At 49.5% G+C, this 26,302-nt stretch carries 24 protein-coding genes, 6 tRNA genes and 1 other RNA gene; 19 read left to right on the top strand and 12 right to left on the bottom strand.

Annotation, left to right across the window (positions count from 1 at the left end; translation table 11 throughout):
- Positions 1–237: 237 nt before the first annotated feature.
- The 4 genes from ACLJXE_RS00985 to ACLJXE_RS00970 all read left to right on the top strand — a co-directional run bounded on the left by ACLJXE_RS00985 (position 238) and on the right by ACLJXE_RS00970 (position 5,060).
- Positions 238–1,446, top strand: coding sequence for a PfkB family carbohydrate kinase (locus tag ACLJXE_RS00985; RefSeq protein ID WP_286628986.1), 1,209 nt, complete (start codon positions 238–240; stop codon positions 1,444–1,446).
- A gap of 45 nt (positions 1,447–1,491) precedes the next feature.
- Positions 1,492–2,454 (top strand): sugar ABC transporter substrate-binding protein, encoded by a 963-nt coding sequence (locus tag ACLJXE_RS00980; protein ID WP_137384263.1) that lies wholly within the window; start codon positions 1,492–1,494, stop codon positions 2,452–2,454.
- A 73-nt stretch (positions 2,455–2,527) separates the two neighbouring features.
- Positions 2,528–4,054, top strand: coding sequence for a sugar ABC transporter ATP-binding protein (locus ACLJXE_RS00975; RefSeq protein ID WP_410749847.1), 1,527 nt, complete (start codon positions 2,528–2,530; stop codon positions 4,052–4,054).
- 13 nt (positions 4,055–4,067) lie between these two features.
- Positions 4,068–5,060, top strand: a complete 993-nt coding sequence (locus tag ACLJXE_RS00970; protein WP_286628983.1) for an ABC transporter permease — start codon at positions 4,068–4,070, stop codon at positions 5,058–5,060.
- Between the two features lie 51 nt (positions 5,061–5,111).
- Here the strand turns inward: ACLJXE_RS00970 and ACLJXE_RS00965 are convergent, their stop codons facing one another.
- Positions 5,112–6,350: an Nramp family divalent metal transporter gene (locus ACLJXE_RS00965; protein WP_410749846.1), complete on the bottom strand. Its 1,239-nt coding sequence runs from the start codon at positions 6,348–6,350 to the stop codon at positions 5,112–5,114.
- A gap of 344 nt (positions 6,351–6,694) precedes the next feature.
- Here ACLJXE_RS00965 and nupC point away from each other — a divergent pair, with 344 nt between their 5' ends.
- Positions 6,695–7,897, top strand: a complete 1,203-nt coding sequence (gene nupC / locus ACLJXE_RS00960; protein ID WP_048210997.1) for a nucleoside permease NupC — start codon at positions 6,695–6,697, stop codon at positions 7,895–7,897.
- A gap of 152 nt (positions 7,898–8,049) precedes the next feature.
- On the opposite strand, the gene ACLJXE_RS00955 is transcribed toward nupC, so the two are convergent.
- Together ACLJXE_RS00955 and ACLJXE_RS00950 are read right to left on the bottom strand one after the other, a co-directional pair.
- Positions 8,050–8,125 (bottom strand) — tRNA-Ala (locus ACLJXE_RS00955).
- Between the two features lie 38 nt (positions 8,126–8,163).
- A tRNA-Ala gene (locus ACLJXE_RS00950) sits at positions 8,164–8,239 on the bottom strand.
- Positions 8,240–8,460: 221 nt separating this feature from the next.
- Between ACLJXE_RS00950 and ACLJXE_RS00945 the strand changes: the two genes are divergently transcribed.
- Positions 8,461–8,823: a YfeC-like transcriptional regulator gene (locus ACLJXE_RS00945; protein WP_003028277.1), complete on the top strand. Its 363-nt coding sequence runs from the start codon at positions 8,461–8,463 to the stop codon at positions 8,821–8,823.
- A 1-nt stretch (position 8,824) separates the two neighbouring features.
- Positions 8,825–9,217 (top strand): MerR family transcriptional regulator, encoded by a 393-nt coding sequence (locus ACLJXE_RS00940; protein ID WP_286628980.1) that lies wholly within the window; start codon positions 8,825–8,827, stop codon positions 9,215–9,217.
- A gap of 55 nt (positions 9,218–9,272) precedes the next feature.
- Here the strand turns inward: ACLJXE_RS00940 and gltX are convergent, their stop codons facing one another.
- Complete coding sequence (gene gltX, locus ACLJXE_RS00935) at positions 9,273–10,688, bottom strand: glutamate--tRNA ligase (RefSeq protein ID WP_410749845.1); 1,416 nt, start codon at positions 10,686–10,688, stop codon at positions 9,273–9,275.
- Between the two features lie 258 nt (positions 10,689–10,946).
- Here gltX and ACLJXE_RS00930 point away from each other — a divergent pair.
- From ACLJXE_RS00930 to ACLJXE_RS00910, 5 genes are all read left to right on the top strand, one after another.
- Positions 10,947–11,022: transfer RNA gene (locus tag ACLJXE_RS00930), tRNA-Val, on the top strand.
- A 46-nt stretch (positions 11,023–11,068) separates the two neighbouring features.
- Positions 11,069–11,144, top strand: a tRNA-Val gene (locus ACLJXE_RS00925).
- Positions 11,145–11,190: 46 nt separating this feature from the next.
- Positions 11,191–11,266, top strand: a tRNA-Val gene (locus tag ACLJXE_RS00920).
- 4 nt (positions 11,267–11,270) lie between these two features.
- Positions 11,271–11,346: transfer RNA gene (locus ACLJXE_RS00915), tRNA-Lys, on the top strand.
- 24 nt (positions 11,347–11,370) lie between these two features.
- Positions 11,371–11,502, top strand: a non-coding RNA gene (locus ACLJXE_RS00910) — RtT sRNA.
- Between the two features lie 52 nt (positions 11,503–11,554).
- On the opposite strand, the gene ACLJXE_RS00905 is transcribed toward ACLJXE_RS00910, so the two are convergent.
- The 4 genes from ACLJXE_RS00905 to xapA are packed head-to-tail and all read right to left on the bottom strand — an operon-like array spanning position 11,555 to position 14,842.
- The gene (locus ACLJXE_RS00905; protein WP_410749844.1) at positions 11,555–12,439 is read right to left on the bottom strand and encodes a LysR family transcriptional regulator; all 885 of its coding nucleotides are present in this window, start codon (positions 12,437–12,439) and stop codon (positions 11,555–11,557) included.
- A gap of 41 nt (positions 12,440–12,480) precedes the next feature.
- Positions 12,481–12,639: a XapX domain-containing protein gene (locus tag ACLJXE_RS00900; protein WP_135324838.1), complete on the bottom strand. Its 159-nt coding sequence runs from the start codon at positions 12,637–12,639 to the stop codon at positions 12,481–12,483.
- Between the two features lie 54 nt (positions 12,640–12,693).
- The gene (locus ACLJXE_RS00895; protein ID WP_410750016.1) at positions 12,694–13,950 is read right to left on the bottom strand and encodes a nucleoside permease; all 1,257 of its coding nucleotides are present in this window, start codon (positions 13,948–13,950) and stop codon (positions 12,694–12,696) included.
- 58 nt (positions 13,951–14,008) lie between these two features.
- On the bottom strand, positions 14,009–14,842 hold the full coding sequence (xapA, locus tag ACLJXE_RS00890; RefSeq protein ID WP_410749843.1) for a xanthosine phosphorylase: 834 nt from the start codon (positions 14,840–14,842) through the stop codon (positions 14,009–14,011).
- A gap of 257 nt (positions 14,843–15,099) precedes the next feature.
- Here xapA and ACLJXE_RS00885 point away from each other — a divergent pair, with 257 nt between their 5' ends.
- Positions 15,100–15,864: an outer membrane protein OmpK gene (locus ACLJXE_RS00885; RefSeq protein ID WP_410749842.1), complete on the top strand. Its 765-nt coding sequence runs from the start codon at positions 15,100–15,102 to the stop codon at positions 15,862–15,864.
- A 21-nt stretch (positions 15,865–15,885) separates the two neighbouring features.
- On the opposite strand, the gene ACLJXE_RS00880 is transcribed toward ACLJXE_RS00885, so the two are convergent.
- Entirely contained in the window at positions 15,886–16,812 is a 927-nt protein-coding gene (locus ACLJXE_RS00880) for a LysR family transcriptional regulator (RefSeq protein ID WP_202038129.1), read from the bottom strand.
- A gap of 89 nt (positions 16,813–16,901) precedes the next feature.
- On the opposite strand from ACLJXE_RS00880, the gene ACLJXE_RS00875 reads away from it, so the two are divergent.
- A complete protein-coding gene (locus tag ACLJXE_RS00875) occupies positions 16,902–17,900 on the top strand; it encodes a bile acid:sodium symporter family protein (protein ID WP_410749841.1) in 999 nt (332 codons plus the stop codon).
- Here the strand turns inward: ACLJXE_RS00875 and ACLJXE_RS00870 are convergent.
- From ACLJXE_RS00870 to zipA, 3 genes are all read right to left on the bottom strand, one after another.
- On the bottom strand, positions 17,897–18,115 hold the full coding sequence (locus ACLJXE_RS00870; RefSeq protein WP_048210989.1) for a DUF3820 family protein: 219 nt from the start codon (positions 18,113–18,115) through the stop codon (positions 17,897–17,899). The two genes, ACLJXE_RS00875 and ACLJXE_RS00870, sit on opposite strands and share 4 nt — an antisense overlap.
- Position 18,116: 1 nt before the next feature.
- Entirely contained in the window at positions 18,117–20,132 is a 2,016-nt protein-coding gene (gene ligA, locus ACLJXE_RS00865; RefSeq protein ID WP_410749840.1) for an NAD-dependent DNA ligase LigA, read from the bottom strand.
- Between the two features lie 71 nt (positions 20,133–20,203).
- Positions 20,204–21,208, bottom strand: coding sequence for a cell division protein ZipA (zipA, locus tag ACLJXE_RS00860; RefSeq protein ID WP_410749839.1), 1,005 nt, complete (start codon positions 21,206–21,208; stop codon positions 20,204–20,206).
- A gap of 230 nt (positions 21,209–21,438) precedes the next feature.
- Between zipA and cysZ the strand changes: the two genes are divergently transcribed.
- From cysZ to crr, 5 genes are all read left to right on the top strand, one after another.
- Positions 21,439–22,200, top strand: coding sequence for a sulfate transporter CysZ (cysZ, locus tag ACLJXE_RS00855; protein WP_410749838.1), 762 nt, complete (start codon positions 21,439–21,441; stop codon positions 22,198–22,200).
- A 163-nt stretch (positions 22,201–22,363) separates the two neighbouring features.
- Positions 22,364–23,335 (top strand): cysteine synthase A, encoded by a 972-nt coding sequence (gene cysK, locus ACLJXE_RS00850; RefSeq protein ID WP_003038091.1) that lies wholly within the window; start codon positions 22,364–22,366, stop codon positions 23,333–23,335.
- 383 nt (positions 23,336–23,718) lie between these two features.
- Positions 23,719–23,976: a phosphocarrier protein Hpr gene (ptsH, locus tag ACLJXE_RS00845; protein WP_002913505.1), complete on the top strand. Its 258-nt coding sequence runs from the start codon at positions 23,719–23,721 to the stop codon at positions 23,974–23,976.
- Between the two features lie 45 nt (positions 23,977–24,021).
- Complete coding sequence (gene ptsI, locus ACLJXE_RS00840; protein ID WP_005121951.1) at positions 24,022–25,749, top strand: phosphoenolpyruvate-protein phosphotransferase PtsI; 1,728 nt, start codon at positions 24,022–24,024, stop codon at positions 25,747–25,749.
- 40 nt (positions 25,750–25,789) lie between these two features.
- Positions 25,790–26,299: a PTS glucose transporter subunit IIA gene (gene crr, locus ACLJXE_RS00835; protein WP_000522253.1), complete on the top strand. Its 510-nt coding sequence runs from the start codon at positions 25,790–25,792 to the stop codon at positions 26,297–26,299.
- The last annotated feature ends 3 nt before the right edge of the window (positions 26,300–26,302 follow it).

Genomic DNA, 26,302 nt, shown 5'->3' with positions numbered 1-26,302 from the left:
AATCATCGAGTTACCCAGGGCCTGTGTCTATGCATAGGCCCTTTTTGCATCACGCTTTGTCAATCGCCAGATGACGAGCGTTCACATCCGCTCTCCCCTGCTTTCCCGTAAATTTCCTGTTCATTTCACAAATTCGCAAAATCGGAAAAAAAAATTCCGATTTATCGTGTTTTTTTTGAACTTTGCGCGATAAATATTAACATTAATTTAATATTATAAAACCTGGGGTGAGCGCTAATGAAAAAACAAGAACGACAAAAGGCCATTCGGGTTAAGTTAGTCACCGATAAAAAGGTTTATGTTAGTGAATTAGCAAAGGAATTATCTGTCACAACTCGCACGATCCGTAATGACTTAAATGAATTAAGTCAGAATAGCCTTTTCTCGTTATTTCATGGTGGTGCGCAATTAAAAAGCGCATCTGATGAATCATTATTTGAACAGTCTTTCACCAACACCATATTGAATGGGTTCAAAAGCCACAGAGAAGAAATTGTATCGGTTTCTACTCACGCCAAACAAAATAGCTATATAGATGATAGCATTTACATACTTGGTTCATTTAATATAGATATTGTTTCTGAAACGACGACATTTCCTCAGATTGGCCAGACCATCCGAGCCTCTGCCACCCGTTTTTATGCCGGAGGAAAAGGCACAAACCAGGCGGTTGCCGCAGCTAAAATCAATAACAATGTTCATCTCACCGTTAAGTTAGGAGCCGATGAATTTTCAAAAAAAGCCAAAAGATATTTAACCAACACTGAAATTTCTTCTTTTTCTTTTTTTGAAAATGAAATGTCATCCACGGGCATTGCAATGGTATGGGTTTCAGGAGCCACGGGTGACAATATGATCAGTATCGATCTTGGGGCCAATGAAACATTTACCCAGGAAGATATTCTATTGGATATTGATACCATCCGTAATTGCAAAGTTTTTTTAACCCAACTGGAGAACAATTTCCCGATCACGCGTTTCGCTATCATGCAGGCAAAACTGGGAAAATCGCTGGTTGTCCTGAACCCGGCGCCTTATGTTTCAGAGATCAAAGAAATATTGCATTTAATTGACATTATTACGCCAAACAGAATTGAAGCTGAAGCGTTATCTGGTATCAACATTATTGATATCTATTCGGCCAAAAATGCCGCCAGGAGCATTTATGTGCAAGGCGCAAAATGCGTCATTATCACGTTAGGTAGCGACGGTTGTCTGATCTTTGATGGCACAGTTTTCACGCATATTCCTGCCTATAAATCAGCCGTGGTCGATACCAGTGGAGCAGGCGATGCCTTTACCGGGGCACTGGCTGCATGCATTGCAAACGGTAAAGGACTCATCAATGCAGCGCAGTACGCTTCTGCGTTTGCATCGTTGAAAGTTGAACGTAAAGGTGCATCAAACATGCCCAACAATTCACTCGTTTATCATCGTATGCAGTAGCTGTTTAGAGCATCATTCAGCCCCCTACACCTATAGGATAATCTCATGAAAAATAAAATGTTTTATCGTGTTATCGGTGCCACAGTTGGTTTAGCGCTTTCCGCCACTTTCACCGCCCCCGCTTTTGCCGCCGATACTCAGACGCATAAACCTAAAGTCGCGCTGGTGATGAAGTCACTGGCAAATGAGTTTTTCCTGACCATGGAAACCGGAGCAAAAGAGTATCAGAAAAAAAATGCTGACAAGTTTGATTTGATTTCTAACGGCATCAAAAACGAAACGGATACGGCAAATCAAATCCAGATCGTTGAACAAATGATTGTCTCAAAAGCCGATGCGATTATCATTGCGCCATCAGACTCGAAAGCCCTTGTACCGGTCATTAAGAAGGCAATTGATGCAGGTATTATTGTCATCAACATTGATAACAAATTTGATGACGGTGTACTTAAAGATAAAAACCTGAATATTCCTTTTGTTGGCCCGGATAACCAAAAAGGTGCAAAAGAAATTGGCGATTATTTAGCGAAGCATCTTAAGGCCGGCGATCAGGTTGGCATTATTGAAGGCATCCCTACCTCCAGCAACTCTCAGCAACGTACTCTGGGCTTCCAAAATGCAATGGCGCAGGGTGGCATGAAAGTCGTTTCTGTTCAATCTGGCCAATGGGAAATTAACAACGCCAATGCGGTCGCGGCGGCAATGTTAAGTGAGTATCCTGATATCAAAGCACTGTTAGCCGATAACGATAATATGGCATTAGGTGCCGTTTCCGCCATCCGCTCTGCCGGAAAAAAAGGACAGGTTCTGGTTGTCGGCTATGACAATATCGAAGCAATTAAGCCTATGTTAAATGACGGTCGTGTTTTAGCAACTGCGGACCAATTTGCCTCTCAACAAGCTGTATTTGGTATTGATGCTGCCCTTGATGCCTTAAAAAATGGCAAAAAACAGAGTGAGCTCTCCAGCAACGTAGAAACCCCAATAAAACTGATCGTCAAACAATAAGCGGATAACAGTGCGCCGCTGTGGTACTGGCATCAGTTGAGTATCAGAGCGGCTTACCGGATAAGGCCAGAATATGAAAAGTGGGCAAGAAATCCTCACAATACAGGGGGTAGGTAAAACCTACAGTGAACCTGTTTTGGTGGATGTGACGCTAGCATTATATCCAGGAAAAGTACTGGCCCTGACGGGAGAAAACGGTGCCGGGAAAAGTACGTTATCAAAAATTATCGGCGGGTTAACCAACGCAACGACCGGGAAAATGGTTTATCAGGGGCAGCCTTACGCACCTGCGAGCCGAAAAGAGGCGGAAAAGCTGGGTGTTCGCATGGTTATGCAAGAACTCAATTTACTGCCTACGTTGTCGGTTGCAGAGAACTTATTTCTCGAACAACTTCCGCATCGATTCGGCTGGATCGATCGAAAAAAGCTCGTAGAAATGGCCCGTCCGGTAATGGCAATGGTTGGGCTGCAATCCGTCGATCCAAATACGCTGGTGGGCGAATTGGGGATTGGTCACCAGCAGATGATCGAAATCGCCAGAAACCTGATTGGTGAAAGCCGGATACTTATTCTGGATGAACCGACGGCCATGCTCAGTAGTCGTGAGGTCGAACTGCTGTTTAAACAAATAGCAATCTTCAAAGCCCGAGGCGTTTCAATAATTTATATTTCTCACCGACTGGATGAGCTTGCGATGATTGCTGATGACATCGCGGTGCTACGTGATGGTCATTTGGTCTGCGTGGACGATATTAAACGTTATACCAGCGATCAACTTGTTTCGTTGATGGTCGGCCGCGATTTAGAAAGTTCATTTGATTTAAGTGGACGCCAGGCCGGTCAACCCATCCTGAAAGTGGAAAATTTTAAGCGTGGAAAAATCATTCGGGACACGTCGTTTACCTTGCACAGTGGCGAAGTGCTCGGCATTAGTGGCCTTGTCGGCTCTGGCAGGACCGAGCTGCTACGCGCTATTTTTGGCGCGGACAAAATAGACAGTGGCACATTACTGATTGGTACTCCACTAAAACCGGTGGTGATCCGTTCGCCTGCACAAGCTATCCGACACGGTATCGCCTTAGTCACGGAGGATCGTAAAGGTGAAGGGCTTCTGCTACCACAGTCGGTTGCCGCAAATATCTCGTTGGGTAACAGCGAGAAAATTAGCCATCTGTCGGTCGTTAACGCATTGAGTGAAACCACATTAGCGAATAAGCACATCAAAAGTTTAGGCGTTCGTACAACGAATACCTCACAGGCCGTGGAAAGCCTGTCAGGTGGTAATCAGCAGAAAGTTCTCATTAGCCGGTGGCTGGAACGAGACTGTGAAGTCGTCTTATTTGATGAGCCGACTCGCGGTATTGATGTAGGTGCCAAACAAGATATTTATCAATTGCTGAATACGTTAACGGCGAAGGGAAAAGGCGTTGTTGTCGTTTCCAGTGACCTACGCGAACTGATGCTGGTTTGCGATCGTATTGCGGTCATTTCCGATGGCAAGTTAGTGAACACATTTACACGTGATAACTGGAGCCAGGATCGCATTTTAGCGGCTGCATTTTCGGCCTATCAGCATTCAGAAGAGACTGTCAGCGAGTAGCCGGGGATAAAAGATGAAAAACAATTTTGCGACAAAACAAGCGGCAGCAGAGAAAAGAAATACACCGACGTCATGGAAAGGCCTAAGTAGCTATATCGGGTTGCTCGGGGCGTTAGCCGCAATGATCGTCCTATTTTCATGCCTCAGTTCTCATTTCTGGAGCATGAACACTTTCAGCACTATTGCGAATCAGATCCCCGATTTAATCGTTATGTCGGTGGGGATGACATTTATCTTAATCATTGCCGGCATCGACCTTTCCGTTGGATCGTTGCTGGCGCTTGCTGCTGCAGTCGTCAGCGTCACCTATTTAAATTTTCATTGGACGCCCTGGCTTGCCGCGCTTTCAGGCGTAGCACTCGCCACATTCGTTGGAGCGTTAACGGGCCTGATTACCGTTGCCTGGCGTATTCCGGCGTTTATCGTCTCACTGGGCGTTCTGGAAATGGCCCGTGGAGCAGCGTATCAGTTAACTGACTCGCGGACCGCGTATATCGGTTCTATTTATGATTATTTAGCCGACCCCATTCTCTTTGGTGTCTCCCCTTCTTTTATTATCGCGATCGTTGTCATTGTTGCAGGGCATCTGGTACTGACGCGAACCGTATTTGGTCGCCATTTGATCGGTATTGGCACCAATGAAGAAGCCGTTCGATTGTCAGGTATAAATCCAGGTCCTTATAAGGTCGCAGTCTTTGCCTTGATGGGGGGATTATCCGGCCTGGCGTCGCTGTTTCAGGTTGCCCGTCTTGAAGCCGCCGACCCCAATAGCGGCGTTGGCATGGAACTGCAGGTGATTGCCGCAGTTGTGATTGGCGGCACGAGCCTGATGGGAGGACGTGGCTCTATTATCTGTACGTTTCTTGGCGCGTTGATTATTTCCGTTCTGGCGGCGGGACTGGCGCAAATTGGCGCAAGCGAGCCGACAAAACGTTTTATAACAGGAGCCGTAATAATCGTTGCAGTGGTACTTGATACATACCGTAGCCACTTAAATAAAAAATAATCATGAGGGTTGCCCGGCTTGACCGGGTAACCACAGCAGATGAAATCCCTGTTACAGTCCGAGCGCGGTCCCGACGAGCAACCAGATATTCAGCGCCACCACCAGCACCACAATCACCCAGCCAACATATTTAACCCAGACAGTGTTAACCAAATCCCCCATTAACGTACTGTTGCTGGTGAATATCAGGAGTGGTACCAGCGCCAGCGCGATACCGAAACTCAGTAGTACCTGACTCATGACCAGAATACGGGTGGGATCGAGGCCCATCAGGATGACGATAAATGACGGCATCATGGTGACGGTACGGCGCACCCAGAGCGGGATATGAAAGCGGATAAACCCTTGCATAACCACCTGCCCCGCCAGCGTGCCAACCACAGTAGAGGAAAGCCCTGCTGCCACCAGGCTTAAACCAAATACGGTAGCCGCAGCATGACTCAGCAGCGGTTCAAGCGTCAGATAGGCCTGGTCCAGGTCTGCAATACCGGTATGCCCGCTAAAGTGAAACGCGGCTGCCGCTGTCGCCATCATTGCCAGATTCACAAATCCGGCAATCGTCATGGCGATTGCCACATCCCATTTCGTCGCTGCGTAACGCTGTTGGCGCGTACCACCGTGCAAATGCTGGGTTAAGGAGGAGTGCAGATAAATGACGTGCGGCATGATGGTGGCACCAAGCACACCGGCCGCCAGGAACACCGCTTCGGAATTGGGCAGGCTCGGTATAACCATCCCTTTGCTAAGCTGCGCAAGGTTCGGTTGGGAAAAAATCAGCTCGACAATATATGCCGCTGCCACGAACAACAACAAACCGCCGATCACTTTTTCCAGGGGTTTTTGCCCGCGACGCTGCAGCATCAGAATTAAAAATGTCGCAATACCAGTGAGCACAGCCCCCTGCAGCAGCGAAACGCCAAGGATAAGTTTAAAGCCAATCGCAGCGCCAATAAATTCTGCAAGATCGGTCGCCATCGCAATAATTTCGGCCTGTACCCAGTAAAACCAAACCACTGGACGAGGATAGTGATCACGGATCTGTTCCGCCAGGTTTTTGCCGGTGGCAATGCCAAGCTTGGCCGACAGCACCTGAATCAGCATCGCCATCAGATTTGCCCAGACCACAACCCACAACAGTTTGTAGCCAAAGCTGGCCCCTGCCTGGATATTCGTAGCAAAGTTACCGGGATCGATATATCCGATAGCCGCGATGAACGCAGGTCCCATTAATGCGAGCTTCAACTTGCGCGCTGCCCGTCCACTGCTACTCTCAACGCGATCGTTAGTCATTTTAGTGCCTCAGAAACATAGCCTTTGCTATGTTTCAAGCTACGCCTGTTGAGAATGATTATCAAATTCATTTTAATGGGTGAAGTTGATTTCTCTGATAGCGTTTGTCTATGGAACGGTAAGAAATTTGGAAATGCCGGTAAGATGTTTGATTATTGTTATGAGATTAGCACAGTGACATAACTTTTCACTTCCATACTAAACATAACGGAAGTGTATCACCGATCACTAATTTTGAATCTCGTCACAGGTCCTTATTATAGTGTGTGTTTGATCTCGTTTTCTTTACTGTTGTTACATAGAATGTGCACGAAAACTAAATCTGCCTCAAATTTGGAGCAAATATGGACCGCGTTCTTCACTTTGTCCTGGCCCTTGCCGTGGTTGCGGTACTCGCACTGCTGGTAAGCAGTGACCGTAAAAAAATCCGCATTCGTTATGTTATTCAATTGCTTGTTATTGAAGTGTTACTGGCATGGTTCTTCCTGAACTCTGATGTCGGCCTGGGCTTTGTAAGAGGCTTTTCCGAGATGTTTGAAAAACTGCTCGGATTCGCTAATGAAGGGACTAACTTTGTCTTCGGCAGCATGAACGATAAAGGCCTGGCATTCTTCTTCCTGAAAGTGCTTTGCCCAATCGTCTTCATTTCCGCTCTGATCGGTATTTTGCAGCATATCCGTGTTCTGCCGGTTATCATCCGCGCGATTGGTTTCCTGTTATCCAAAGTGAACGGTATGGGCAAACTGGAATCCTTCAACGCCGTTAGCTCCCTGATCCTGGGTCAGTCCGAGAACTTTATCGCCTATAAAGATATCCTCGGTAAAATGTCTCGCAACCGCATGTACACCATGGCAGCAACGGCGATGTCTACCGTTTCCATGTCTATCGTTGGCGCATACATGACGATGCTGGAACCAAAATACGTTGTTGCTGCGCTGGTTCTGAACATGTTCAGCACCTTTATCGTCCTGTCACTGATCAACCCTTATACCGTTGATGCCAGCGAAGAAAATATTCAGATGTCCAATCTGCACGAAGGTCAGAGCTTCTTCGAAATGTTGGGTGAATACATTCTGGCAGGCTTCAAAGTTGCGATTATCGTTGCAGCAATGCTGATTGGTTTCATCGCACTGATCGCTGCCCTGAACGCCCTGTTCGCTACCGTTACCGGTTGGTTTGGCTACAGCATCTCCTTCCAGGGCATCCTGGGTTACATCTTCTACCCGATTGCGTGGGTGATGGGTGTGCCGTCCAGCGAAGCGCTGCAGGTGGGCAGTATCATGGCAACCAAACTGGTTTCCAACGAATTCGTCGCAATGATGGACCTGCAGAAAATCGCCTCTACGCTCTCTCCGCGCGCTGAAGGCATTATCTCTGTGTTCCTGGTTTCCTTCGCGAACTTCTCTTCTATCGGTATCATTGCAGGCGCAATTAAAGGTCTGAACGAAGAGCAAGGTAACGTGGTTTCCCGCTTTGGTCTGAAACTGGTTTACGGTTCTACACTGGTCAGCGTACTGTCTGCTTCCATTGCAGCACTGGTACTGTAAGACGACATCAATACAGCCGTTACCAAACCGGGGAGTTCAGATTCTCCCCGGTTTTTTTATGTCTGTTATCCAGCAATCTAAGCAAATAAACGAGAAACGCAGGCAGGAATCAAATGCAAAAAACCCCCGCTTTTCAGCGAGGGTTTCAATTTTGGTGGAGCTAAGCGGGATCGAACCGCTGACCTCTTGCATGCCATGCAAGCGCTCTCCCAGCTGAGCTATAGCCCCACGATGCGTTTACGTACCAAATTCATTGGGATTAAATTTGGTGGAGCTAAGCGGGATCGAACCGCTGACCTCTTGCATGCCATGCAAGCGCTCTCCCAGCTGAGCTATAGCCCCGTCACGTAAAGCTTGTCGAGTTGACGGGCGGCATCATATGAATTCCCTTCGCGTGTGTCAACGGCAAAATTAACTCATAGAATTCAATCGCTGAAAAAGCAGGCAAATGAAGAACATTGCGCAACAACTCGCATTCAGTAGTTAAACGCGTCACGGTTTCTACTAAAATGGTGCTATAAAATGAACCACTAATTAACCCCACGACTATTCAGGGAATCGTTATGTTCAAGGAACGGATGACGCCAGAAGAACTTGCTAATCTGACCGGATACAGCCGACAGACCATCAATAAATGGGTGCGCAAGGAAGGTTGGGCTACCTCACCCAAACCAGGCGTTCAGGGCGGTAAAGCCCGTCTGGTTCACGTTACCGAACAAGTTCGTGAATACATTCGCAGCGCTGAGCGTTCAGCGGAAGGCTTATCAGATAATTTATCTTTATCAGGTGACACCTCCATTGAAGCTCTACTGATAAGACTCGCCAAAGAAATGACGCCATCAGAACAGAAAATGTTTACGTCGCTGATCCTGCGTGAAGGCATTACGGGTTTGTTACAACGCTTAGGGATTCGCGACAACAAATAATATGAAAAAATTACGCAGTAAAATGACCACCGAAGAGCTGGCTGAATGTCTCGGTGTCGCCAAACAAACCGTCAATCGCTGGATCAGAGAGCAAAACTGGACAACCGAAAAGTTTCCCGGTGTTAAAGGTGGTCGCGCAAGGCTTATTCATATTGATGCGGCTGTCCGAGAGTTTCTTCTCAATATTCCCGCTTTTCGCAAAGTGCCAGAATTTTATCAGGCAGAAGAACCGCTTGCCGAGTATACACACGTGGTTCGCAGTCACGCCTGCCGTCAGATAATCAGCGCACTGGATAACATGTCACCAACGGAACAGGAAAAGCTGGCGATGTATATTTCGCGCGAAGGTATTCGCACTTTCCTGACCCGTCTGGGCATTGATGAGTCTGAATAAATACCAAAAAAACGGCAGGGTATGCGCCTGCCGTTATTTTATCTCTCAACCCGTCTTACTGCTGACTTTCACGCTCAGTAATAAACGCGAGCGCTTTGTTAATACGTTCAATGCTGCGAGATTTACCAATCGCATGCACAGTAACGTCTAACGCCGGAGACTGACCCGCACCAGTGACGGCTACGCGCAGCGGCATTCCGACTTTACCCATGCCCACTTCCAGCTCGTCAGCGGTTGCCTGAATCGCGTGGTGCACGTTTTCCGCGGTCCATTCGCTGATAGCAGCCAGTTTGTCGCGAACCACTTCCAGCGGCTGACGAGCAACCGGACGCAGGTGTTTCTTCGCCGCATCGGCATCGAACTCAGCAAAGTCTTCGTAGAAGTAGCGGCAGCTCTGCGCCATCTCTTTCAGCGTCTTGCAGCGTTCGCCCAGCAGTTTTACCAGCTCAGACAACTGCGGGCCAACGCGCGTATCGATATTTTCCTGCTCGATGTGCCACTGCAGATGTGTCGCCACATATTCTGGTGCCAGTGCATTAATGTAGTGGTGGTTCAACCACTGCAGTTTTTCAGTGTTGAATGCGCTCGCAGACTTGCTCACCGCACCGAGAGAGAACAGTTTGATCATTTCTTCACGGGTGAAGATCTCCTGATCGCCGCTGGACCACCCCAGACGTACCAGATAGTTCAGCAACGCTTCCGGCAGGTAGCCGTCGTCGCGATACTGCATAACGCTGACCGCACCGTGACGTTTAGAGAGTTTTTTGCCGTCGTCGCCGTTGATCATCGATACGTGAGCATAAACCGGGACCGGTGCGTTCAACGCTTTCAGGATGTTGATCTGACGCGGGGTGTTGTTGATATGGTCTTCACCACGAATGACGTGGGTGATTTCCATATCCCAGTCATCAACCACAACGCAAAAGTTATAGGTCGGGGAACCATCAGTACGGCGGATGATCAGGTCGTCCAGCTCCTGGTTGCTGAATTCGATCGGCCCACGGATCTGGTCGTCAAAAATAACGGAACCATCCTGCGGGTTGGCAAAACGCACCACGCAAGGTTCGTCGTCCGCGTGGTGTTCATGGCTATGACGGCAGCGACCGTCGTAACGCGGCTTCTCACCTTTCGCCATCTGCTCTTCACGCAGTTGTTCCAGACGCTCTTTGGAGCAATAGCATTTATATGCCGTACCTGCTTCCAGCATCTCATCAATGACAGCATTGTAACGATCAAAACGTTTAGTCTGGAAATACGGGCCTTCATCCCACTCCAGATTCAGCCAGTTCATACCATCCATAATGGCTTCAATAGCTTCCGGAGTGGAGCGTTCGAGATCGGTGTCTTCAATACGCAGCACAAACTCACCGCCATGGTTACGTGCAAAAAGCCAGGAATAAAGAGCAGTACGCGCACCGCCGACGTGCAGGTAACCTGTCGGGCTTGGCGCGAAGCGAGTTTTGATTTTCATGAAATGGCCTTACGTTTATAAAGATGCCGACAACCGGCAAATCCTGGGAAGATTATCAGGCTGGTATTCTATCACTGTGGTCTGATTCCTCAATGTTGTTCAGGTTGGAACATCACGCTTTGCCATTTTCGTATACAAATCATGCGGCATGGATTGTTTTGCGATCGTTTTGCTTAAATTTACGACGAACGAACAATTTCTTTAGAAAATGCGTTGACTCATTTTCAACTCTCCCTATAATGCGACTCCACACAGCGGGGGTGATTAGCTCAGCTGGGAGAGCACCTCCCTTACAAGGAGGGGGTCGGCGGTTCGAACCCGTCATCACCCACCAACTACTTTAAGTAGTCTCCGCCGTGTAAAGTAAGAAATTGAGAAGTGGGTGATTAGCTCAGCTGGGAGAGCACCTCCCTTACAAGGAGGGGGTCGGCGGTTCGATCCCGTCATCACCCACCACTTTCTCGCCAGCTGGATTTCTTACAATACAATGAAGTACCGAAGTGGGTGATTAGCTCAGCTGGGAGAGCACCTCCCTTACAAGGAGGGGGTCGGCGGTTCGATCCCGTCATCACCCACCACTTCGGGTCGTTAGCTCAGTTGGTAGAGCAGTTGACTTTTAATCAATTGGTCGCAGGTTCGAATCCTGCACGACCCACCAATGTAAAAAGGCGCCCTAAAGGCGCCTTTTTGCTATGCGCAAAATTTAATGATTCGAACCTGCAGCAGGTTCGGGTCGAACGTAGTGAGACAACGGAGCCGTTAACGGCGACGACCCGAAGGGCGAGCGAAGCGAGTCATCCTGCACGCCCCACCAATGTAAGAGAGGGCGCTGGCGGCGCCGTTTTGCGATTTGCGATTTATAAAAATCATGTTGTTAATGCTGTAACCAGCTTATTCAATGCCGGTGTAGCCTGCTGTTGCTCATAGACAATATACAAATCTGCCGGAATACGTTCCTCTAATGGGCGGAATACCACACCAGGCCAGTTCATTTGCGCATAACCATCAGCCATCAGCGTAATGCCGATCCCCATACTGATCATCGCCAGCACGGTCTGCGGTTCGACCACTTCACGTACAATCATCGGTGAAAATCCAGCCTGCTGGCAAATTCGCTGTAAAAAAGCCCAATCTGAATGTACGGAAGGTAATGTGACAAAATATTCATTGCGCAGTGCCGCCAGGGGCACCGCCTGACATACAGCCAGGTGATGATCTTCTGGCACTGCGACTAAAAATGATGATTCATGCAAACGCAGGCTGGCAAAACCCTCGGGAAGTTCAATCGCCATTCGCCAAATCCCGGCATCAAGCTCCCGACGCTCTAACAACGCCATTTGCATACCTGGCGATTTTTCGCGAAACAGTACCTCAACATTAGGGTTTGCTTTCAAAAAACGGTGCATTGCAGGGCGCATTCTGCCCCACAGCGCCGTACCCACTACGCCCAGTTCAATGCGCCCTGCTTCACCGCGACCAATCTGCTCTACCCGCGCTAGCGCCTGATTTGCACTGGCCAGCAAACGACGCGACTCTTCCATTAATATCTTTCCCGCATGGGTTAACGCCACGCTGCGAGAATGACGAATAAAAAGCAGTGTACCCAGTTGGTTTTCCAGTTCTTTAATATGAACACTAAGCGGTGGCTGAGACATATTCAGACGCGCCGCAGCACGCCCAAAATGGAGTTCCTCCGCAACGGCAAGAAAATAACGTAACAACTTAAGGTCTGTTCGGTATACACGTTCCATGGTTAAGTGCTCCGTAGCGGTGAGAAGGGTACGTCACTTTATCAAGGCATAAAGTACTTCACCACCAAATAACCTATATACATAAATACAATTGATAATATTCCCGGCAATACATTTGGAACGGGAATAGGTAAACGTAATAACGTAAAAAGAGCACCAATACCAAAACCGACACCCGAAGAGAAAAATATTTCTTTCACGCACTATCCTTTATAATTTAAAGCAGTTCTGGCAACCAGAACTGCTAATCCATTTTAATGAGCAACCGCACGACTCGCTATTTTCTCAGGATCATGTTTGTATTTAAATCCGAAGAAAAAAAGCACCGCGAGAAATAATGCATATCCTGCAAACACCAGCCATATTGTTTGCCAATCCTTAACGCCATCGAGGGAGAAATAATCCACTGCCATACCGCTGAGAATCGACCCCACCCAAGCTCCCACACCATTAACCATGGTCATAAACAACCCCTGAGCACTGGCGCGAATACTGGAGTCCACTTCCTGCTCTACAAACACCGACCCCGAAATATTGAAAAAGTCGAATGCACAGCCGTAAACGATCATCGACATAAGCAGCAGGATGAAACCGGTTGGTGACGGATCGCCAAAAGCAAAGAAACCAAAGCGCAGCGTCCATGCCAGCATGCTCATCAGCATCACCGTTTTAATACCAAATCGCTGCAGGAAGAACGGGATGGTAAGAATAAATCCGACCTCAGCCATTTGCGAAACGGACAGCAAAATAGACGGATATTTCACCACAAAACTGTCAGCAAACTCCGGATTGCGGGCAAAATCATGCAGGAACGGATTGCCAAAAACATTCGTGATTTGCAATACCGCGCCCAGCATCATGGCAAAGAGAAAGAAAATGGCCATACGCGGATTTTTAAATAATACAAACGCATCCAGCCCGAGTTTACTGGCAAGCGTTGCTGTTGCTTTTTTCTCTGCTACCGGGATTTTCGGTAACGTCAACGCATAACCCGCCAGCATCAACGAGGCCCCGGAGGCAATATAAAGTTGCACGTTACTCAGCTCAAGATGCAGCAGGCTGACCGACCACATCGCAATAATAAAACCTACCGTACCAAACACGCGGATAGGTGGGAAGTTTGTTACCGGGTCAAGGCCCGCCTGCGCGAGGCAGGAGTATGAGATGCTATTGGATAAAGCAATGGTTGGCATAAAGGCCATCGCGTTGATAAGCATCACCCAAAACATCATATCGGCGTCGGTTACTGAGGCGGAATAGAACAGTACGCCAGCACAAACCAAATGGCAGAGCATATAAGCGCGCTCTGCTCTAAGCCATTTATCGGCAATAATCCCCATAATACCGGGCATAATAATCGCCGCGATACCTTTGGAGCTATATACCATCCCAACGTCTGCACCGGTAAAACTCAGGGTATTAATCATGTAAGATCCGAGGGTCGTCAGCCAACTCCCCCAGATAAAATATTGCAAAAAGGACATTACCTTTAAACGAGAAGTGATGCTCATCATCGTTTCCTTATCGCATCAATAGACCTCATATCCGAGGCCTTTTTATGTTGTTTTATCAGGCAATTTTGCGCAGAAAGCCGCAAATAAGATTGATAAAGTTCTGTCGCGAAAGTTCCGCCGCTGCCAGGGTTTGCGCATGGGAGAGTTTTACATCGCCCAGCCCCTCTGCCAGATTGGTAATCGCGGATACTGCAACGACGTTGAGACCGCAATGACGAGCCGTTATCACTTCCGGCACAACGGACATCCCTACCACGTCGCCGCCAATAATCTGCATCATGCGAATTTCTGCCGCCGTTTCGAAGTTCGGCCCCGGATAAGAAACAAATACACCTTCGGTGAGAGGGAACCCCTCTTCTGCCGCAACGGTCTGGAGAACAGAGCGGTAATTTGCATCATAAGCATTTGCCAGCGAGAAGAAGCGATCGCCAAAACGATCATCATTCGCACCTACCATCGGCGTACCTGGCATCGTGTTGATATGATCGCGTAACGCCACCAGACTGCCCGGGCCGACTTCTGGGCGCAAAGACCCCGCAGCATTGGTACAGAACAGCAATTCACAACCCAATAATTTTAGAGTACGAATCGCGTCAGTCATGATGGTCATACCCCGACCTTCATAGAAATGACCACGACCTTTCATGCAGGCGACAGGCACACCTGCCAGATGACCGAGTACCAGTTCTCCTGCGTGTCCGTGGACGGTGCTGACAGGAAAGCCGGGAAGTTTTTCATAGGAAATGGCGACCGCATTCTCAATTTGCTCAGCCAGCGCACCAAGCCCGGAACCTAAAATAAACGCAACTCTCGGGGTAAACTCCGGTTTGTGCGCACGAATAATATCAACACAATACTCAGGATTATGAGAAATGAGAGCGTGAGGCATAAATATCCTTTTTCTATCAGGTTAAATTTGACTCCTTTTTTATAACGACGTTCACACCATGCTGACCAATACACTTTTCATGCCTTATCAATAGTCATTCGGTATCGATGGATTTAGATCCATCCGGTATTAATACCTGGACAAAACAGTATTGGTGGTTGGTTGTTTTTCGTATTAACAATATACCGATTTTATTCTTATAAATTACCCACTTATTCATTAAACCATTAATAAAAATCGGCATAGGGAAATATGCGATGAAAAAACAGCTCCTCACTCTGGCACTCTCTTCTTTACTCATTATTCCCGCGCTATCCCATGCGGAATTTAAAGGCGGTTTCGCCGATATTGGTCTGCATTACCTCGACTGGACATCAGACACCACGGAAAGAACCAGTAAGAAATCACATAAAGATGATTTTGGCTATCTGGAACTTGAAGGCGGTGCAAACTTTAGCTGGGGGGAAATGTACGGATTCTTCGACTGGGAGAATTTCTACAATGGCCGCCACGCTAAACCCGGCAGTGAACAGCGCTACACCTTCAAAAATACCAACCGTATCTATTTAGGTGATACAGGGTTAAACCTCTATCTTCATGCCTACGGGACTTACGGTTCACCGAACCGCGCTAACTTTCATGATGATATGTTTCTCTATGGTTTAGGCTATAACTTCACAGGTAACGGCTACTGGTTTAAACCCTTCTTTGCCAAACGCTATACCGACCAAACCTATTACACCGGGGATAACGGTTATGTAATGGGTTGGGTGGCCGGATATAGCTTCTTGCTGGGCAGTGAGAAATTCAGTGTGACTAACTGGAATGAGTACGAATTTGACCGTGACGCAACCTACGCCGCAGGGAATGGTGGTAAAGACGGCATTAATGGCGCGATCGCATTCTGGTGGAATGCTACCCCTCATCTGACAGCCGGCATTCAATATCGCTACGCCGATAATAAACTGGGAGAATCCTTCCTGCAGGACGGCATTATTTACTCCATCAAATACCTGTTTTAACGCATTACGCCAGCCAGATAATTAGATTTGATAGAGCGGATCGCGTGCCCGGCCAGCAGTTAATTCACTGGCCTGCGTACGCACCACGTCCCACAATGCCTGAGCGGCAGTTGAGAGAGAGCGATTTTTGCGTCGCGCCAACATCAGTTGCCGCTCAACAACTGGCGTTAAACGTTTAACCTGTAAATGGCTGCCCTGTGGTAAGGGTAGTGCCAGCGCGGGCAGCACGCTGATACCAATCCCTGCTTCGACCATCGGGAACAGCGTTGCCGGGTGTCCAATCTCCTGAACAATGTTGGCATCAATAGAAAAATGAGACAATGCCGCATCAATCAGCGGTCGGCTACCGGAGGCATAATCCTGCAACACCAGGCGCTCATGCTGCAGATCCTGCCAGTTAATCCATTCCCGGTGAGCTAGCGGGTGATCCTGACGACACAACAACAGAAACGGCTCCGATAGCACCGCTTCACACTGCAGATCGGTTACGGCTCCCGGGTCAATCACAATGCCAAAATCCACTTCCCCCTGACGAATACTCTCCAGTACCCACTGTTGTGGCCTGTCGTGCAGGACAAAATCAATTGCCGGATAAAGCTGATTGCTCTGCGCAATACACTGCGGAATGAGATGCGCGGAAATCGTCTGGCTGGCAGCCACACGCACCGTACCGGTTAACTGCGTACCCACCTGCCCGGCTTCGCGCAGCGTACTGTGCAGTTCATCCAGAATGCGTTCCAGCCGTGCCGCCAGCTGTTGCCCGGCTTCCGTCAGCACCACCTCGCGCGTTGTACGATCCAGTAGCCGGACACCCGTCTGTCCTTCCAGCTCTTTTACACTATGACTGACCGCCGACTGGCTTAAGCCGATGATATCCCCCGCCCGGCTAAAACTTTTAGCCTGAGCGACGGTGACAAAGATACGTAATTGGCGCAAAGAATAATTCATCGATTCAATTCATATATAGATGCAATAAATCAATTTTATTTCTCAAATGGAAAAACGCAAAATGTGAATACCGAATTTCAGGAGCTTTTATGAAACTTTTTCGTATCCTTGATCCGTTCACGCTGACGCTGATTACCGTCGTTTTATTGGCCTCATTTTTCCCTGCCGAAGGCGGCTTTGTTCCTTTTTTTGAAGGCCTAACCACCGCCGCTATTGCCCTGCTCTTTTTTATGCACGGTGCAAAGCTCTCGCGTGAAGCCATTATTGCCGGCGGTAGCCACTGGCGTTTGCATCTGTGGGTCATGTGCAGCACCTTTGTGGTCTTCCCCGTACTGGGCGTCCTGTTTGCCTGGTGGGCACCGGTCAACGTTGATCCGATGCTCTACACCGGTTTCCTGTACCTGTGCATTTTGCCTGCCACGGTGCAGTCGGCAATTGCCTTTACGTCACTGGCGGGCGGTAACGTTGCCGCCGCCGTGTGCTCCGCCTCTGCCTCCAGCCTGTTGGGTATTTTCCTCTCGCCGCTGTTGGTCGGGCTGGTGATGAATATGCATGGTGCAGAGGGCAGCCTGGAGCAGGTAGGGAAAATCATGCTGCAACTGCTGCTGCCATTCGTGCTGGGGCATCTTTCACGCCCATGGATTGGCGACTGGGTGTCGCGCCATAAAAAATGGATCGCCAAAACGGACCAGTCTTCGATTCTGCTGGTGGTTTACTCCGCTTTCAGTGAGGCGGTCGTGAACGGGATCTGGCACAAAGTTGGGGTCGGTTCACTGCTGTTTATTGTGATTGTCAGTCTCGTATTGCTGGCCATCGTGATCGGGATAAATGTCTTCGTGGCGCGTAAATGCGGCTTCAATAAAGCCGATGAAATTACTATTGTGTTCTGCGGATCGAAAAAGAGCCTGGCGAACGGGATCCCTATGGCGAATATTCTGTTCCCGACTTCGGTGATTGGTATGATGGTGCTGCCGTTGATGATCTTCCATCAAATTCAGCTGATGGTCTGTGCCGTGCTGGCGCGTCGCTATAAGCGCCAGACGGACGCATTACAGGCGGCGCAGCAGAGTCGCGCCGCGAAAGCTTAAAGCGGACGTTTCAGGGGCTGTACCAACTGTGTCAGCCCCTCGGTTTTAATCAGCAGCGTGATTTGCATTAGCTCACCCAGTTTGCCTGGCGGAAATTCATCTTTGCGGGCAAACCACAGCAGATACTCTTCCGGGACGTCAATCAGCCGACGCCCCTTATATTTTCCAAAAGGCATCACGGTATTGGCAATTTCAATCAGTTGCTCTTTTTCCATCTCAGGCGCCCAGTAAGCGGATCATTTCAGCTTCATCAATAACGGCAATGCCCAACTCCTGCGCTTTTGCCAGCTTCGAACCTGCCGCTTCACCGGCAATAACCAGATCGGTTTTCTTCGACACGCTGCCTGCCACTTTCGCCCCCAATTCAGTCAGCCGCGCTTTGGCATCATCGCGCGACATCTGGCTCAGACTCCCGGTCAGCACCACCGTTTTCCCCGCGAAAGGACTGTCGATATCTTCTGCATTGATGACGACGGGTGCTGGCCAGTGAATACCCTGCGCCAGCAACTGGACGATCACCTCGCGGTTGCTCTCTTCGGCAAAGAAGTTAAACACGTGAGTAGCCACCACAATGCCAACATCCGGTACTTTTTGCAGCTCTTCAATGGAAGCCGCTTCCAGCGCATCCAGCGTACCGAAATACGCGGCCAGACCCGCAGCCGTTGCTTCACCGACTTCGCGAATGCCCAGCGCATACAGGAAACGGGCAAAGGTGGTTTCTTTCGCTTTTTCCAGCGCGTTCACCACGTTTTGCGCCGATTTCGGTCCCATACGATCGAGACCGGTCAGCTTACCTGCGGTCAACGTGAACAGATCCGCTGGTGTGTGCACGTACTCTTTCTCGACCAGTTGATCGATAATTTTGTCGCCCATACCGTCAACATCCAGCGCACGACGGGAAACGAAGTGTTTGAGCGACTCTTTACGCTGCGCACCACAGATTAAACCGCCAGTGCAGCGAGTCACGGCTTCGCCTTCCACGCGTTCAACGTCAGAGTTACACACCGGACAATGCGTGGGAAACTCGATTTCGCGCGTATCTTCAGGACGCTCGGACAACACCACGTTTACCACCTGCGGGATCACATCGCCCGCACGACGAATAACGACTTTGTCGCCAATGCGTAATCCCAAACGCTCGATTTCATCGGCATTATGCAACGTAGCGTTACTGACCAGCACGCCAGCCACTTGCACCGGCTCGAGGCGAGCGACGGGCGTAATCGCGCCGGTACGCCCGACCTGAAACTCAACATCGCGAACAAAAGTCATCTGTTCCTGCGCCGGAAACTTAAAGGCTACCGCCCAGCGCGGTGCGCGGGCAACAAAGCCCAGTTGCTCCTGCAGCGCCATGGAGTTGACTTTGATCACCACGCCGTCAATATCGAATCCCAACGTTGGGCGGTCTTCTTCAACCTTATGATAGTAAGCGAGTACTTCCTCCGGAGAGTCGCACAACGTTACCCTGTTGCTGACCGGAAGGCCCCACGCTTTAAACTGCAGCAAGCGCCCCAAATGCGTATCGGGTAGTTCGCCGCCTTCCAGCACACCGACGCCATAGCAAAAGAAAGTAAGCGGTCGCTTCGCCGTGATACGCGGATCGAGCTGGCGTAATGATCCTGCCGCCGCATTACGCGGGTTAGCAAACACTTTGTTGCCAGTGCGGCGGGCTTCTTCGTTAATTTTTTCAAACCCGGCCTGCGGCAAAAACACTTCGCCGCGCACTTCCAGACGAGCCGGAATATTATCGCCGCGCAGTTTTAACGGGATCGCGCGGATGGTGCGCACGTTCGAGGTAATGTCCTCGCCAGTCGTACCATCACCACGCGTTGCTGCGCTGACCAGTACACCATTCTCATACAGGATACTGACCGCCAGACCATCCAGCTTCAGCTCACAGCACCAGGTCAGCTTATCCGTACTCTTCAGTCTGTCCTGAACGCGCTTATTGAAAGCGAGAAAACTCTCCTCATCAAACACGTTATCCAGCGACAGCATAGGCACTTCATGACGGATCTGGCTGAATGCCGCCAGTGGTGCGGCTCCTACGCGCTGGGTGGGTGAATCGGGCGTGACAAGTTCAGGATGCTGCGCTTCCAGTTCACGCAGTTCGCGCATCAGGCGATCATATTCCGCATCAGGAATTTCCGGCGCATCCATCACATGGTAAAGATACTCATGATGGCGAAGCGTGGTTCGCAGTTCTGTCAGTTGTTGTTCGATTGATTCCATATCGCACCATCAATGATAAAAAACCCCCGACAGGCGGGGGTTCAGAAAGGAGAGGTCACGCCAGATGAAAATCAGACGTGAGATTCTTTAACTTCGCGGATGCGGTCCTGATACTCGCGCAGTTTTTGCGGCGTCATCATACGACGTTGATCGTCGAGCACCACACCACCTACTTCATCGGCAATGTGTTGTGCGGACTGCAGCATCAGCTTGAAGTTTTGCAGCTCGTCGCCATAGGACGGAACCTGCATAAAGATAGTGACGCCCGGTGTGCTGAAATCGCCGGTCATCTCAGGGTCAAACGTCCCTGGGTTAACCATGTTGGCAAGACTGAACAGCGACGGACCACTACCATCCGGGCTGAGATGACGATGGAAAATATTCATATCGCCAAATTTAAAACCGGCCTGCTGAATGCTGTTGAGCAACACTTCACCGTTGAGCTCGCTACCATGATGCGCCGCGACGTTCATAATGATAACCGCTTCTTTACGCTGCGGTTTTTCAGCAACGGGCGCTTCTTCAACAACCGGTTCAGGCTGCGGTTGCGGTTCAACAACAGGCTCTACGGGCTGGAAGGTCTGCGGTGCAGGTTGTGGCGCTTGCTGCACGGGTTGCTGTACCTGTGGAGCCGCTGGCTGAGGTTGCATCGGTTGCTGCTGTACCGGCTGATGTTGCACCGGTTGTGGCTGTTGTACTGGCTGCTGCGGATGCTGAGCATGCGGCTGCGGTACCTGTGGCGCCTGAGTGGGCTGCTGCGCGTGTTGACGCGGCTGAGCAGACGCATAAGGCGGCTGGTACTGGTGTTGCGGCGCCTGAGGAGGAACACCATGTTCCTGAGCGCTGCCGGGAGCATGATTCACACGATGCACGCGGACTTCACCCACGCCTTCGTCTTCCTCGACGTCGTCGTTGTAGGAATCCTCGTCATCACGTTTAGACTTCATGCGTTTCAGTGGGCGATCGCGGAATATAGAAGACCGTTCTTTACGGCTAGTCCAGAAACCATGTACCAGTAAAGCGATTATGGCGATCGCGCCAACAATGATTAATATCAGACGCAAATCCTGCATCATTATATTCTCTGTTGTTCTAACACCTTGCCACCACGGCAAACATTTACTCACTAAGAGTATTTGCCGATTACGCCAAGTGCAAGTGCACTCTTGGCTTTCACGGCATAAAGATGAATAAAAACGTGCTTTTTGCTGTTTTTTCGAACATTTCTGAACAGCCTAACGCTCAACAACCCGGTAAGATACGCAAAGTTTACCAGAGCTTATATAACAAGGAGTATGTCCTGACCATGGTTTCATCATCTGCAGTTGTACCTCGCAGCGGTTTTTATTACTTTTCTCAGGGATGGAAACTCATCACTCAACCGGGAATTCGTCGCTTTGTTATCCTGCCTTTACTGGTGAATATTGTGCTGATGGGCGGTGCATTCTGGTGGTTGTTTACACAACTGGACAGTTGGATCCCCGCGCTGATGAGTCACGTCCCGAACTGGCTACAGTGGCTTAGCTATTTGCTATGGCCGATTGTCACGATCTCCGTGCTACTGGTATTTGGCTACCTGTTCTCCACCATCGCCAACTGGATTGCCGCACCGTTTAACGGCTTATTGGCAGAACAACTCGAAGCCCGCCTGACAGGTGCGACACCGCCTGACACTGGCGTTCTTGGCATCATGAAAGATGTGCCGCGTATTATGAAGCGCGAATGGCAAAAGCTGGCGTGGTATCTCCCACGCGCCTTTGTGTTACTGCTCCTCTATTTTATCCCCGGCGTGGGGCAGACCGTCGCACCCGTGCTGTGGTTCCTGTTCAGTGCGTGGATGCTGGCCATTCAATATTGTGATTATCCGTTCGACAACCACAAAGTCCCTTTCAAAGAGATGCGTATCGCCCTGCGCACACGCAAAGTCACCAACATGCAGTTTGGTGCGCTAACCAGTTTGTTTACAATGATCCCGGTGCTCAATTTGTTCATCATGCCGGTTGCGGTTTGTGGTGCCACGGCGATGTGGGTAGACTGCTATCGTGCTAAACACGCGTTATGGAAGTAATGCAAAAATGTGTAAAACAGGGGTGGCTTATGCCGCCCCTTATTCCATACTGACGTCGAATATTTCCTTTCTGAATATAGATATGCTAAATCCTTACTTCCCCATACTTTCTCAACAGGTATGCTGAAGCGGTATCCCAATTTCATACAGTTAAGGACAGGCCATGAGTAAGATTTTTGAAGACAACTCGCTGACTATCGGTCATACGCCGCTGGTTCGACTGAACCGTATCGGTAACGGACGCATTCTGGCGAAGGTGGAGTCACGTAACCCGAGCTTCAGCGTCAAATGCCGTATTGGTGCCAATATGATTTGGGATGCCGAAAAACGTGGTGTACTGAAGCCGGGCGTTGAGTTGGTCGAACCGACCAGCGGTAACACCGGGATCGCGCTGGCATACGTTGCTGCCGCCCGTGGCTACAAACTCACCCTGACGATGCCAGAAACCATGAGCATTGAACGCCGCAAGTTGCTAAAAGCACTGGGTGCAAATCTGGTGTTGACCGAAGGTGCGAAAGGTATGAAGGGCGCGATTCAAAAGGCAGAAGAGATTGTTGCCAGCGACCCAGAAAAATTCCTGCTGCTTCAGCAATTCAGCAACCCGGCTAACCCGGAAATCCACGAGAAAACCACCGGCCCGGAAATCTGGGAAGACACCGATGGTCAAGTTGATGTGTTTATCTCTGGCGTAGGCACCGGCGGTACGCTGACCGGGGTGACTCGCTACATTAAAGGGACTAAGGGCAAAACGGACCTCATCACCGTTGCCGTTGAACCGACAGACTCTCCGGTTATCGCCCAGGCGCTGGCGGGTGAAGAGCTGAAACCGGGTCCGCACAAAATTCAGGGCATTGGCGCAGGTTTCATTCCAGGTAACCTTGACCTGAAACTTATCGATAAAGTGGTTGCCATCACCAATGATGAAGCGATTTCCACGGCGCGCCGCCTGATGGAAGAAGAAGGCATTCTGGCAGGTATCTCTTCAGGTGCTGCGGTTGCTGCTGCGCTTAAACTCCAGGAAGATGAAACCTTTACCAATAAGAATATAGTGGTTATTCTACCGTCATCGGGTGAGCGTTATCTGAGCACAGCACTGTTTGCCGATCTCTTCACTGAGAAAGAACTGCAACAGTAATGCCAGCATGTTAAATGCGCGTAAAAAAGCACCCTTTTGGGTGCTTTTTTGTGGCCTGCTTCAAAGTTTCAACCCACCTGGCATTGATTCAGCCCGCCGGAACTGGTATTTAACCAAACTAATTATTTTGATGCGCGAAATTAATCGTTACAGGAAAAGCGCTAGCTGAATCGATTTTATGATTTGGTTCAACTCTTCCTTTCGCGGCATAATGTTTAATGACGAACGAAACGTCAGCGGCAAGAAGTTGCCAGCAACGGATTGCACCGAACTCCTTTTGTGTCGCGTCCTGTTTACGTCGACGCTAACAATACAGGCTAAAGTTGAACCGCCAGGCTAGACTTTAGTTCCACAACACTAAACCTATAAGTTGGGGAAATATAATGTTCCAGCAAGAAGTTACCATTACCGCTCCGAACGGTCTGCATACTCGCCCTGCTGCTCAGTTTGTTAAAGAAGCAAAAGGCTTTACGTCTGAAATCACTGTGACTTCCAACGGCAAAAGCGCCAGCGCCAAAAGCCTGTTTAAGCTGCAGACTCTGGGCCTGACCCAGGGCACCGTTGTTACCCTTTCCGCAGAAGGCGAAGACGAGCAGAAAGCAGTTGAGCATCTGGTTAAACTGATGGCTGAACTCGAGTAAGTTCAACGAGTTCTTTTAAATATCAGTCACAAGTAAGGTAGGGTTATGATTTCAGGCATTTTAGCATCCCCGGGTATCGCTTTCGGCAAGGCACTGCTGCTGAAAGAAGACGAAATCGTCATTGACCGGAAAAAAATTTCTGCCGACAAGGTTGATCAGGAAGTTGAACGTTTTCTGAGCGGTCGTGCCAAGGCATCTGCGCAACTGGAAGCGATCAAAACCAAAGCTGGTGAAACATTCGGTGAAGAAAAAGAAGCCATCTTTGAAGGGCATATCATGCTGCTCGAAGATGAGGAGCTGGAGCAGGAAATCATAGCCCTGATTAAAGATAAGCACATGACGGCTGACGCAGCTGCGCATGAGATTATCGAAGGTCAGGCCACAGCCCTGGAAGAGCTGGATGATGAATACCTGAAAGAACGTGCGGCTGACGTACGTGACATCGGTAAACGCCTGCTGCGTAACATCCTGGGTCTGGCAATTATCGACCTGAGCGCTATCCAGGAAGAAGTTATCCTGGTTGCCGCTGACTTGACCCCGTCAGAAACCGCACAGCTGAACCTCGAGAAGGTGCTGGGTTTCATCACTGACGCAGGTGGACGTACCTCTCATACCTCAATCATGGCGCGTTCTCTGGAACTGCCTGCCATCGTAGGTACCGGTAGCGTCACCTCGCAGGTGAAAAACGACGACTATCTGATTCTGGATGCCGTAAACAATCAGGTTTACGTCAACCCAACTAACGACGTTATCGAACAACTGCGTGCCGTTCAGGAACAGGTTGCTACCGAGAAAGCGGAACTCGCTAAGCTGAAAGATCTGCCCGCTATCACGCTGGACGGTCATCAGGTTGAAGTGTGTGCCAACATCGGTACCGTTCGTGACGTTGAAGGCGCTGAGCGTAACGGTGCTGAAGGCGTGGGTCTGTATCGTACCGAATTCCTGTTCATGGACCGTGAATCGCTGCCAACTGAAGAAGAACAGTTTGCTGCGTATAAAGCCGTTGCTGAAGCGTGTGGCTCTCAGGCGGTTATCGTACGTACCATGGACATCGGCGGCGATAAAGAACTGCCGTATATGAATTTCCCGAAAGAAGAGAACCCGTTCCTGGGCTGGCGTGCAGTGCGTATCGCCATGGATCGCAAAGAGATCCTGCGTGACCAGGTTCGCGCTATCCTGCGTGCCTCTGCTTTCGGCAAACTGCGCATCATGTTCCCGATGATTATCTCTGTTGAAGAAGTGCGCGCACTGCGCAAAGAGATCGAAATCTACAAACAGGAACTGCGTGACGAAGGTAAAGCATTTGACGAAAGCATTGAGATTGGCGTGATGGTGGAAACACCGGCTGCGGCAACAATTGCACGTCATTTAGCCAAAGAAGTTGATTTCTTTAGTATCGGCACCAATGATTTAACGCAGTACACCCTGGCAGTTGACCGTGGTAATGATATGATTTCACACCTTTACCAACCGATGTCGCCATCTGTTCTGACGCTGATCAAGCAAGTTATTGATGCTTCTCATGCTGAAGGCAAATGGACCGGCATGTGTGGTGAGCTTGCAGGCGACGAACGTGCTACACTTCTGTTGCTGGGGATGGGTCTGGACGAATTCTCTATGAGCGCCATTTCTATCCCGCGCATTAAGAAGATTATCCGTAACACGAACTTCGAAGATGCGAAGGTGTTAGCAGAGCAGGCTCTTGCTCAACCGACAACGGACGAGTTAATGACGCTGGTTAACAAGTTCATTGAAGAAAAAACAATCTGCTAATCCACGAGATGCGGCCCAATTTACTGCTTAGGAGAAGATCATGGGTTTGTTCGATAAACTGAAATCTCTGGTTTCTGATGATAAGAAAGACACCGGAACTATTGAGATTGTTGCTCCGCTCTCTGGCGAGATCGTCAACATCGAAGACGTGCCGGATGTAGTTTTTGCTGAAAAAATCGTTGGTGATGGTATTGCTATCAAACCAACTGGTAACAAAATGGTTGCCCCTGTTGATGGCACCATCGGCAAAATCTTTGAAACCAACCATGCGTTCTCTATCGAATCTGATAGCGGCATTGAGCTGTTTGTTCACTTCGGTATTGATACCGTTGAACTGAAAGGCGAAGGCTTCAAGCGTATCGCTGAAGAAGGCCAACGTGTGAAAGTGGGCGACCCGGTTATTGAATTCGATCTGCCGCTGCTGGAAGAGAAGGCCAAGTCAACCCTGACTCCGGTTGTTATCTCCAACATGGACGAAATCAAAGAACTGATCAAACTGTCCGGTAGCGTGACCGTGGGTGAAACTCCGGTTATCCGCATCAAGAAGTAATTC

This window comes from Citrobacter sp. U14242, assembly GCF_046555775.1.
GTDB lineage: Bacteria > Pseudomonadota > Gammaproteobacteria > Enterobacterales > Enterobacteriaceae > Citrobacter.
Note: the sequence above shows the minus strand (reverse complement) of the source record. Positions and strands in the feature narration are given on the sequence as shown.

Coding starts and splice junctions, on each gene's coding strand:
- ACLJXE_RS00885 (WP_410749842.1), top strand. CDS start 15,100: ATGAAAAAACAGCTCCTCACTCTGGCACTCTCTTCTTTACTCATTATT.
- ptsI (WP_005121951.1), top strand. CDS start 24,022: ATGATTTCAGGCATTTTAGCATCCCCGGGTATCGCTTTCGGCAAGGCA.
- ACLJXE_RS00870 (WP_048210989.1), bottom strand. CDS start 18,115: ATGGAAAAAGAGCAACTGATTGAAATTGCCAATACCGTGATGCCTTTT.
- crr (WP_000522253.1), top strand. CDS start 25,790: ATGGGTTTGTTCGATAAACTGAAATCTCTGGTTTCTGATGATAAGAAA.
- ACLJXE_RS00940 (WP_286628980.1), top strand. CDS start 8,825: ATGAAAAAATTACGCAGTAAAATGACCACCGAAGAGCTGGCTGAATGT.
- ptsH (WP_002913505.1), top strand. CDS start 23,719: ATGTTCCAGCAAGAAGTTACCATTACCGCTCCGAACGGTCTGCATACT.
- gltX (WP_410749845.1), bottom strand. CDS start 10,688: ATGAAAATCAAAACTCGCTTCGCGCCAAGCCCGACAGGTTACCTGCAC.
- ACLJXE_RS00945 (WP_003028277.1), top strand. CDS start 8,461: ATGTTCAAGGAACGGATGACGCCAGAAGAACTTGCTAATCTGACCGGA.
- ACLJXE_RS00875 (WP_410749841.1), top strand. CDS start 16,902: ATGAAACTTTTTCGTATCCTTGATCCGTTCACGCTGACGCTGATTACC.
- ACLJXE_RS00985 (WP_286628986.1), top strand. CDS start 238: ATGAAAAAACAAGAACGACAAAAGGCCATTCGGGTTAAGTTAGTCACC.
- zipA (WP_410749839.1), bottom strand. CDS start 21,208: ATGATGCAGGATTTGCGTCTGATATTAATCATTGTTGGCGCGATCGCC.
- ACLJXE_RS00880 (WP_202038129.1), bottom strand. CDS start 16,812: ATGAATTATTCTTTGCGCCAATTACGTATCTTTGTCACCGTCGCTCAG.
- cysZ (WP_410749838.1), top strand. CDS start 21,439: ATGGTTTCATCATCTGCAGTTGTACCTCGCAGCGGTTTTTATTACTTT.
- xapA (WP_410749843.1), bottom strand. CDS start 14,842: ATGCCTCACGCTCTCATTTCTCATAATCCTGAGTATTGTGTTGATATT.
- ACLJXE_RS00975 (WP_410749847.1), top strand. CDS start 2,528: ATGAAAAGTGGGCAAGAAATCCTCACAATACAGGGGGTAGGTAAAACC.
- ligA (WP_410749840.1), bottom strand. CDS start 20,132: ATGGAATCAATCGAACAACAACTGACAGAACTGCGAACCACGCTTCGC.
- ACLJXE_RS00970 (WP_286628983.1), top strand. CDS start 4,068: ATGAAAAACAATTTTGCGACAAAACAAGCGGCAGCAGAGAAAAGAAAT.
- cysK (WP_003038091.1), top strand. CDS start 22,364: ATGAGTAAGATTTTTGAAGACAACTCGCTGACTATCGGTCATACGCCG.
- ACLJXE_RS00980 (WP_137384263.1), top strand. CDS start 1,492: ATGAAAAATAAAATGTTTTATCGTGTTATCGGTGCCACAGTTGGTTTA.
- ACLJXE_RS00965 (WP_410749846.1), bottom strand. CDS start 6,350: ATGACTAACGATCGCGTTGAGAGTAGCAGTGGACGGGCAGCGCGCAAG.
- ACLJXE_RS00895 (WP_410750016.1), bottom strand. CDS start 13,950: ATGAGCATCACTTCTCGTTTAAAGGTAATGTCCTTTTTGCAATATTTT.
- nupC (WP_048210997.1), top strand. CDS start 6,695: ATGGACCGCGTTCTTCACTTTGTCCTGGCCCTTGCCGTGGTTGCGGTA.
- ACLJXE_RS00905 (WP_410749844.1), bottom strand. CDS start 12,439: ATGGAACGTGTATACCGAACAGACCTTAAGTTGTTACGTTATTTTCTT.